This is a genomic window from Aliivibrio finisterrensis, from assembly GCF_008933155.1.
GTDB classification, from domain to species: Bacteria; Pseudomonadota; Gammaproteobacteria; order Enterobacterales; family Vibrionaceae; genus Aliivibrio; species Aliivibrio finisterrensis.
Genome location: NZ_WBVP01000054.1, coordinates 1 through 1,457, shown reverse-complemented (window position 1 = coordinate 1,457; position 1,457 = coordinate 1). Strand labels below are relative to the sequence as shown.

1 protein-coding gene is annotated in these 1,457 nt (G+C 45.6%); it reads left to right on the top strand.

Annotated elements, in window-relative coordinates:
- The coding region (locus tag F8B77_RS17615) for an Ig-like domain-containing protein (protein ID WP_167512859.1) at positions 1-1,457 on the top strand (1,457 nt) is incomplete at both ends.

The following is a 1,457-nucleotide window of genomic DNA, read 5'->3' as shown; positions in this document are numbered from 1 at the left end:
CCAACCGAGTCCACCTACAACACCATTGGCTTAACCAGCCTTTCTTCTGCTCAAGTAGATCAGATGAACGCATGGCTACAAGAGCAAACGCTAAATAACGCTAACAAAATCACCAGCGCGTATCAGATCATCACTGCGTCAAGCAACAAAACCATCGATGATTACAACAACATTGGCATCACGCCAGACCTGAGAAATTTTGACCAATCAATCATTGAGGCGGTGTTGGCCGTGACGGTGGCTTCTACCGATTCTATTGCTGATCTACAAAGCACAATTGATGCCCTCGATGTAGATAGTGATGGGGTGACTTTTGGTCTAGAGCAAGATGAAGATGTCAATCCGTGGTCTGATTACGATGGTGACACCCTCAGTGATAAGTTTGAATCGTATTTCACCTCACTCGACCCGCTAGTAGACAGCAGCGCTATCGTTACTGAAGACAATGATGGTAACGACAAAGCCGATTTCTGGGAAAATGAACTCTCTACCTCAGCCGATGGTCTTGCTGCTTGGGTGAATCAGTCTTTGGCCAACGCTCCGCTTCAATCAGGTCCTGTTTTACAGAAAACCGACTTTTTAGCCGCTCAGAGCAACAGTTCAGGCACCAGTAACCCCACAATTGATCTCCAAGCGATTAGCGGTGATGCCAGTTATGACGCTATCATCTATGTCAAAGAGGACCTATCGCGCAGTAACATCGAATGGCTAGGTAATTGGTCTTCCAATAAAACCGTTCTGAAATTCGAGCAAGATTCCTCTGCTATTAACGAAATAGGGTTGTCAGCTCAAGGTCTAGGTGCGGAAAACTTCTCATTTGGCGCTGATACGCCTTACGGCCGTTTTGTTCATTTACATTATATCTATCTCGCCGATCCCGATGGCGACCCATCCACGGACGATCAGAAATTTAAGCTCTATATCGATAACCAGTTTGCTGGCGAGGTGAGCCAGGTATTCGCAGGCCCAATTAATTATGCTGATACCACATTGGGATTAATAGAATATAGTCAAACCCAGCCGTTTGGTTCAACAGATGGCCTCTATGCATTTTCAGCCTATAACGCCGCATTAAATGAGACAGAACGCCAAGCGTTGTTTGATGCCTCGCAAGTACAAATTCTCGACTCCGATGGTGACGGTGTTCTGAATAAATTTGACTTAAATGAATTTGCACCGGTTGCGCAAAATAACACCTTAACCACCGACGAAGATGTAAATTTAGCCTTTACCAGCAACCACTTTGTGATATCAGACCAAGATGGTGACAGCTTGACCTCTATCACTATCACGCGTTTGCCCGATGCGTCGAAAGGCGTATTGAAGCTAAATAGCGTCGATGTCACGGTGAACCAAACCATTGATGCAAGTGATATCGGTAATTTAGTGTATGTGCCGGTAACCGATGTTGTTGATGCTGGCGACTTTACCTACACAGCCAAAGACAGAGTGAATGG